This window comes from Rhodopirellula sp. JB055, from assembly GCF_043100905.1.
In the GTDB taxonomy this organism is placed as follows: Bacteria; Planctomycetota; Planctomycetia; order Pirellulales; family Pirellulaceae; genus Rhodopirellula.
Genome location: NZ_JBICHO010000433.1, coordinates 1 through 7,809, shown reverse-complemented (window position 1 = coordinate 7,809; position 7,809 = coordinate 1). Strand labels below are relative to the sequence as shown.

Below are 7,809 nucleotides of genomic sequence, written 5' to 3'. Positions count from 1 at the left end.
CTGGGTCTAGCTCCCAGCTCCTAGCTCGCAACCCACGTAGCGAAACTCGTCAAGAGTTTCGGCCTCGACCGTGATTTCCGAAAGTCTTGGCGACTTCCGCTACCAATTGAACCCAACTAGCAACTCGCCCTCAGCCCTCAGCGATTCCCTTGCTCAGCACTCAATCTCCTCCGATTCAAACTCGAACGCTCGACAACGGCCTGACCGTCGTCGTGCAACCGATGCCTTGGCTGCGAACCGCCGCGTACACGCTGTGGCTGCCTGCTGGGATCACAACCGAATTGGTTGGTTTGAGCGAAGCACAACTGGCCGACACGGAGTTCTTGGCTCGTCGCGATGGACTGGCATCGCTGACCTGTGAAATGGTCCAGCGTGGTGCGGGTGCCTACAACAGTCGCCAACTGGTTGCCGCCGAAGACAACCTGGGCATCGACAGCGGCAACTCCGCCGCGACCAGCGTCGCGGGTTACTCCGCACGCATGCCGGCGGAATCCTTGCTTCCCGCGATCGAACTGCTCGCCGATGTCGTTCGACGACCACACTTACCGGGCAATCAATTCGACGATGCCAAAATGATTCTGCGGCAAGAACTCGCCGCGTTCCAAGACGAACCGACTCAGCGTTTGATGCGTCGTCTTCGCGAACGCCAATACGGCCCCTCCCTTGGACGCGGTGGATACGCCAGCGAAGCGAGCCTGGAAGCGCTCAGCATGGATGACGTCCGCCAGTTCTACACGGATCAATACCATGCCGGTGGAAGCGTGCTGGCTGTCGCCGGCAACTTCGACGCCAATCAAATCTTCGATTCCATCGAGCAATCCTTTGGCGATTGGAAGTCAGGCAAACGCCCTGCCCTGCCCTCCCCTGCCCCGATCGATGGCAACGAACACATCGAACTGCCCAGCAGCCAAACGCACATCGGATTTTCATTCGATTCGATTCCCTACGGCAGCGATGACTACTTCGTCATGCGAGCCGGAATCGGAATCCTCAGCGATGGCATGAGCAGCCGCCTGTTCGATCGCGTTCGCGAACAACGCGGGCTGTGTTACAGCGTCTGGGCCAGCACCCACACGATCGGACAGCACGGTGCCGTGTTCGGTTACGCCGGCACCACTCCCGCAAGAGCGCAAGAAACGCTCGACGTCAGCCTTCGCGAAATCCAACATTTGGCCGACGACCTCGAACAAGAAGAACTCTCGCGTTGGAAAGTCCGCATCGAAAGCGGACTGATCATGGAACAAGAATCCGCCGGCTCACGAGCCAGCTCGCTCGCATCCGACCAATATCAACTTGGACGCGTCATTCCAACCGAAGAACTCGAAGCCAAAATCGAAGCCATCACCCTCGACCAAGTCGCATCCTACTTTCGCCAACACGGCCCGCGGCAATTCCGAATCGTGACCGTCGGACCGGAAGCCCTTCAAGGAGGCGAAACGCTCGCATGAACGAACTCAAATCAACGACCCTAGACAATGGGTTGCGAATCGTTGCCGACATCGACCTGCGTGGTTATTCCTCCGCGGTCGGTTACTTCGTGCGTGCCGGTGCTCGTGACGAAACCGACATCGAATCGGGACTCAGCCACTTCCTCGAACACATGATGTTCAAAGGAACCGCACGTCGCTCGGCTGCGGATGTGAACCGCGAACTGGATGAACTCGGCGGTCAATCCAACGCCTACACGTCCGAAGAACAAACGGTTTACTATTCGTCCGTGCTGCCGAAGTACCAAGACCGCATGGTCGACTTGCTGACCGACATGCTCAGCCCGTCGCTCGACGCCGACGATTTCGCGACCGAGCGAAACGTGATCCTGGAAGAAATCGCCAAGTACGAAGACCAGCCTCCGTTTGGTGCCTTCGAACGGGTGATGGAATGTGCCTACGGACCTCGCGGGTTGGGACGACGCGTGCTTGGCACGACTCACTCGATCGAATCGATGCAAGTCGAATCGATGCGAGCCTATTTCAATCGCCGTTATCGACCCGAAAACATTGTGCTGGCCGCCAGCGGCAACGTCGACTTTGATGGCTTGGTCGCTCAAGCCGAAAAGATGACCCAGCATTGGCTCGACCGCCCTGCCCCGTCGGATTTGGCCGGTGATGATCTCAGCACCACCCCCGAAGGCATCGAACTGACACAGCACCTGAGCGTTCCCGATGCAGCACAAAGCTACCGAGTGACATTGGGCGACGGGCCGTCCATGCAGTCACCACTTCGCTACGCAATGCGATTGCTGGCATCCATCGTCGGCGATGACGGCGGCAGCCGGCTGTTCTGGGATTTGATCGACACCGGCCGCGCCGAAGTCGCCACCCTTTGGCCGCAAGAGTTCACCGACACCGGTGCCCTGTTCACCTACTTGGTCTGCGCCGCCGATGACATGGATTCCAACGTTCGCTTGATGAACGAAGTCTTCGGCCGAGTCGCCAGTGACGGCGTTGAACAATCGGAACTGGATCAAGTGATCAACAAAACGGTCGCTGGTTGCATCATGCAATCCGAACGCCCGTCAAACCGCTTGTTCGGGCTGGGCAGTCGCTGGTTGTGCTGTGGCGATTACCTGTCGCTCGATGAGTTGCTGGATGCCTACCGTGGTGTGACAATCGAAAGCGTTGCCGAAGCCGCCCGAACCTACTTGGGGCAATCAGCAACCGAAGTCGTTGCCTCCTCCGCTGAACCTCAATCCAATTTGGTTGGTTGATTAAAAGATGAGCGACACGGTCCCCGAGCTGCTACGCCTGAACGATCGCGTCACACTGCTGCCCATCATCCACGGCAGTGGCCAGTTCGCCTGGTTAACCCGTCGGTTCATGCTCGAGCACAACTTCGATTGCCTGGCCGTTCCGCTGCCGCCGTCCTTCCAACAACCGGTTGAAGAATCGGTCTTGGAACTCCCGCGTCCCTCGATCGTGCTGCAACACCCCGCATCACAATCGACGTTCGAACCACCGCTGCCCTTCAATCCTGAATTGTCAGCCGAAGAATACGGCGAGTCAGCCGACGACGATGACGCAGATCCCCTGCCAAGCAGCTACGTGCCGATCGATCCGTGCCAAAGCGTGATCATGGCGATCCGCGCTGCGATGGGCGAACACATCCCGCGACATTTCATAGATCTGGAAACGAATCACTTCCAGCCTTTCTCGACCGTCATGCCCGACGCGCATGCGGTCCGGCACGTAGCGATTGAAAAGTTCGCCGCCGCGATCCTCCCCAGCATTCCACCACCGAGCGATGAGCTGACTCGCGATCGAATGCATTACATGGCCGCCCAGCTCACCGAGCTCGAAAAGAGCTACCAGCGGATTTTGCTGGTCACCAGCATCCTGCATTGGCCATGGATTCGCGATGCCCACCGACTCCTGCGAACCGACCAGGGCCGATCGGTTGATGACCTTGAAAACGAAGAGGTCTCCACGCCGACTCGGCACAAGATTAATTCGAAGACTCTGCTGTTCTTGTTCGGCGAATTGCCATTCATCACCTCGCTCCACGAACGTGCGCGAGCCGAACTGGAAGACGATGAAAATTTGCAGATCGACGGAGTCAAAGAACTGTTGATCGCCGGTCGCCAAAGCTACCTCGACGACCTTGGTAATCGAGCCCGCAAGATCACGCCGTTGCTGCTTTCCAAGTGCTTGCAATACATCCGCAACTTGTCGTTGATCAACCGCCGGATGACCCCGGACATGGTCACGATCATCACCGCCTGCAAACAAGTCCTCGGCGACCAGTTCGCATTGCACGTCGCCGAAGTTGCAACCAAGTACGCCTACGCGGACGAACCAGGTGCAAACTCCGACCAATGGATCCCTGAATCCGATCAACCGATCACACTGGGAATCGACCAAGCTCGCTTGCCCAACCAAGACGTCGTGTCGCTGGTCAATCGTTTGCCAGGACCACCGATTTCGTGGCAAACGATCCAGCTCCAACGGCGGCCCAGCGACAAAGAACGGCATGAATGGCAGCACAATTGGAACCCCTATTCCCAGTGCAGCTACCCGCCCGAAGATGAACGCATTGAACTGCTGAGAAACCGAGTCAGCGAACGAGCCCAGGCGATCATGGGCCAAGACTTGGCTCGCACCGAAAAGTTCACCACCAGCGTCAAAGACGGAATCGACATCCGGGACACGATTCGACATTGGTACGAAAAAGAGATCTACGTCAAAGTCATGCCGCCTAGTCGCGGGCAACTCGATGCCTGCCTGATGCTGTTCGACTCCCCGGCCGACCCACGAGATTACCCCTGGCGCACGACTTGGTTCGCCGAGCACGAATGGGAATCCACCCTCGCGTTCTTCGCCAGTGACTTCCAACAAGAAATGGTCGGCCCCGGCATTGGGCTGGGGATCTATGGCGGTGCGATGTTCTTGTATCCGCCCGTACCGATTCGCGACATCTGGCGTGACCGTCGCTTGAATTTCACCGCGACACTGGAAGAACGATTGATTGCCGCTGCCTGCATGCACTCACGCAGCAAACACGTCGCGATCATGAGCCCCCTGCCGCCTGGCGGCGGATGGAAACGATTGGCCCGCCGGTTCAAGAAGCACCTGGTTCACGTGCCGATGTCTTCCTTCAGCGACCAAGAGATCCAACAACTCCGCATGGTCCACGTCCTCAACGGCGGCGAAGTCCGAAGCTACGCCGCCGACTTCATCCGAAAAGCCTAACCGCCGCGAATTACAGACGGGTGATCACAAAGAACACCAGCCCAAGAATCCCCAGCAAAATCGCAACCCCATACATCGCCGGAATCTTCTTCGGCTGATTCGCGTCGGGTTCAGGATCCTTGCTCGTTGTCAGACTCCGGAGAACCAGTCCCACCACGGTCACCAACACGCCCGCGCCCATCACGGTCAGGCTCGGCAACCGCCCTTCCGATTCACTATTGGGCGGAAGAAATGGCAGCACCCAAAAAGTGATCGCTCCATATGCCAGGACCATCAATCCGAGCGTAAGACCCCCAGTCGCTATCTTTCCCAACAAACTCTTGGAAGAAGCAGCAGATTCCGTCGGCACGCTCGGCGATTCATAAGGTTGGTGTTGAGTCACAGTTGATCTCTCCGGTGCAAGCAAACAGTCATCCCTCGAAAAGGGGACGGGGGTCTTTTCCGCTATCCTGTCATTGAACTACCGACTCCAAGATCACTTTTTCCCTACAGGTGTGCGCGATGCCTCGACAAAAACGTCTGGATGTGGCCGGCGGGATCTACCACGCGTTGAATCGCGGGAATGCCAAGCAACAGATTTTCCACAAGCCCGAAGACTACGCGGCCTTCGAGCGTGTGTTGGGCCAAGGACTAGAACGCTACGAAGTGCAAATCTTTTCCTACGTCTTGATGCCAAACCACTGGCATCTCGTACTTCGCCCCGACCGAGACGGGCAAATGGGCAAGATGCTGCGTTGGGTCACCGCCACGCACACCCAACGCTATCACGCTCACTACCGCACCGCGGGCGAAGGACATCTGTACCAGTCCCGCTTCAAGAGCTTTCCCATCAAAGACGATGAGCACTTCCTGACAGTGTGCCGATATGTGGAACGCAATCCAGTGCGGGCGAATTTGGTCAAACGAGCCGAACTGTGGCTGCACGGTTCTTTCCACCGTTGGGCAAACCATTCCGACCGAGATCCAAAACTCTTGTCGACCTGGCCGATCCGTCGCTCGGCAAATTGGAGCAAGCGGGTCAATCAAGCACTCAGCGAAAAGGAGATCGGGATGATTCGAACGAGCGTCCAGCGAGGCCGTCCCTTCGGCGACATCGAATGGGTCGAAAAACTCGCTAACAAACACGACCTGTGGTCCACACTCCGATCACGAGGGAGGCCCCGATCAAAGAAACGCACCTAATTGACCCCCGTCCCCTTTTCTCCAGCGCGTCGACAGAACATCAAGTTGTTTCGGGCGCATCATCGATCGCGCCGTGCCTAAGCAAGACCTCACGAATCTCCGTTGCGAGCTTTCGTGTCTCACGGCGATGGAGCAGCGACCAACGTGTGTCTATGAAGATCCATGACTGACCATCGTAAGGTCCACTGGAATCCTCGGGATCTCCCGTCATCGTCGTCACATCAACAGCTGCCTTTTTTCGACGAAAAGTAAAAACGACTCCCGAGTCCCGGATTCTCTGAGCACCAATCTCTCGAATGGATTCAAGGGTCGTATTCGATAACTCAGTGTTAATGACAGCTTCAATTGAGAGCGGAAGAGCCTTGTCGTCACAGATTAGCAAGTAGTGCATTGATGAATCCCCCGCAACCATGCCCGGACCGCCGTCTCAATGCGATAGGACGAAGCAATAGTTAAACCTTGCTGCGATCGGGTGGAACTGCGGCATACGGTAATTCGAAACGGACCCTCAAAACGGGAGGGGGTATTTTTAGGTACATGGTTTTGATTGAACGCAAGCACGCAAGGAGTATCACTGTTAACGACCCGATAGCGAAAGAGCCTGGTTCATTGGCACGGCCACGAAGTGGATCCATCGAAGTCGTTTCTGCGGCAAGCTACAGAGACTCGAACGATCACACTACCCAAAACCCCGTTGAACCAATCGTTTTCGCCGAACCTTCATCCCCGCAAAACCAAACCTTTCAGCCCTGCAAAGGCGACGAGGGGCTTTTCCAACGTACGGATGACCAGGTTTCCGCATCCCCGTTCCACTGAGCCCCCCATTCGCACGAGCTACCGGGAGCACTTTCGCTGGCTGAGATTGGCTGTGCTCATGCCGACGGAGGGCCTCCGTTGGCGACAATTTCGGTCGATCGACGGACATGCAAACCCACGCGTCCCTCTCCCTTCCTGCCGGTATAAAGAAAGGCTGAAGCCGGAAGAAAAGTTGCATCCGCGATCAGAGCTAGCCTTCCGACTCGGCTGACACAGGCGGCTCGACGCTTTCGAGTGGCATCACGATCTGGCGCGGCCAATGCAGAATGAAACGTGTGCCCTGCCCCAATTCGGATTGCAACTCGATCTTTCCGCCGTAGGTTTCGACGGTCTTTTTAATGATCGACAATCCCATGCCACTCGAGTTCTTCCAATCTGAGTTCGGGGCAACGGTGCGGAAGATTTCAAATACCTTCTTCTGAAAGCGTGAAGCGATTCCCGGTCCGTCGTCTTCGACAATGAACTGAATCAATTCGCCATCATCGATCGCCGAAACGCATACTCTCCCGTCTGCGCGGTCATGGTGTTTGATCGCGTTGTTAATCAAGTTCCGCAGACACGTTTCCAGTGGTGCTTTCAGAGTCAATAACGTGGGCAGTTCCCCGTCGATACAAACTTGCATGGCGTCTGGCTTTGCCAACATTGCAAAGATCCTTGTCACCAAATCATTTGTGTTGACCTGAGTCAGTCGATCATGAACTCGCCCGGCACGAGAATACTGAAGCAGATCATCCAGCAGTTGCTCCATCCGATCGATGCACTGCTTCAATGTCTTCAGGTGTTCGGCGCTCTCAACGGGTAACTGATCCCCGGTGTCCTCCGTCACCCAATCCGCCAGATGTTTGATGTTTCGAAGTGGGGACCGCAAGTCATGCGAAGCGACATAGGCAAACGCATCCAGATCCCGATTGCTTCGGCTCAACTCGGCGATTTGCTGTCGTATCAACGCATCAACCCGTCGCTGCTCAGTTACATCGCGGACGATGATCGCTGCAAGTTGTTGTTCGCCATCATGCCAATAGGAGATCGAGATTCTCGCGGGAAAGGTCGTTCCGTCCTTTCGAATGCAAAGCAGTTCGTCGTCCGTGATCGATGATGAAGCGGACTCCTCCGTTCGAAGGGACCT

6 protein-coding genes are annotated in these 7,809 nt (G+C 56.5%); 4 read left to right on the top strand and 2 right to left on the bottom strand.

Going from position 1 to position 7,809, the window contains the following annotated elements:
• The first annotated feature begins 149 nt into the window (after positions 1-149).
• From ACF8AM_RS17085 to ACF8AM_RS17075, 3 genes are read left to right on the top strand one after another with little or no spacing between them, the layout of a single operon-like run.
• On the top strand, positions 150-1,448 hold the full coding sequence (locus ACF8AM_RS17085) for a M16 family metallopeptidase (RefSeq protein WP_392556801.1): 1,299 nt from the start codon (positions 150-152) through the stop codon (positions 1,446-1,448).
• On the top strand, positions 1,445-2,707 hold the full coding sequence (locus tag ACF8AM_RS17080; RefSeq protein ID WP_392556800.1) for a M16 family metallopeptidase: 1,263 nt from the start codon (positions 1,445-1,447) through the stop codon (positions 2,705-2,707). Before ACF8AM_RS17085 ends, ACF8AM_RS17080 begins: the two co-directional genes overlap by 4 nt.
• A 7-nt stretch (positions 2,708-2,714) precedes the next feature.
• Complete coding sequence (locus ACF8AM_RS17075; protein WP_392556799.1) at positions 2,715-4,685, top strand: hypothetical protein; 1,971 nt, start codon at positions 2,715-2,717, stop codon at positions 4,683-4,685.
• A 10-nt stretch (positions 4,686-4,695) separates the two neighbouring features.
• Here ACF8AM_RS17075 and ACF8AM_RS17070 read toward each other — a convergent pair whose 3' ends face one another.
• Entirely contained in the window at positions 4,696-5,034 is a 339-nt protein-coding gene (locus tag ACF8AM_RS17070) for a hypothetical protein (protein ID WP_392556798.1), read from the bottom strand.
• Positions 5,035-5,186: 152 nt separating this feature from the next.
• On the opposite strand from ACF8AM_RS17070, the gene ACF8AM_RS17065 reads away from it, so the two are divergent.
• Entirely contained in the window at positions 5,187-5,867 is a 681-nt protein-coding gene (locus ACF8AM_RS17065; protein WP_392556797.1) for a transposase, read from the top strand.
• A gap of 1,006 nt (positions 5,868-6,873) precedes the next feature.
• Here the strand turns inward: ACF8AM_RS17065 and ACF8AM_RS17060 are convergent.
• On the bottom strand, positions 6,874-7,809 hold a 936-nt coding region (locus tag ACF8AM_RS17060; RefSeq protein ID WP_392556796.1), incomplete at its 5' end, for an ATP-binding protein.

Excerpts from the sequence above, each read along its gene's own strand:
- ACF8AM_RS17080 (WP_392556800.1), top strand. The coding sequence starts at position 1,445 with ATGAACGAACTCAAATCAACGACCCTAGACAATGGGTTGCGAATCGTT.
- ACF8AM_RS17075 (WP_392556799.1), top strand. The coding sequence starts at position 2,715 with ATGAGCGACACGGTCCCCGAGCTGCTACGCCTGAACGATCGCGTCACA.
- ACF8AM_RS17065 (WP_392556797.1), top strand. The coding sequence starts at position 5,187 with ATGCCTCGACAAAAACGTCTGGATGTGGCCGGCGGGATCTACCACGCG.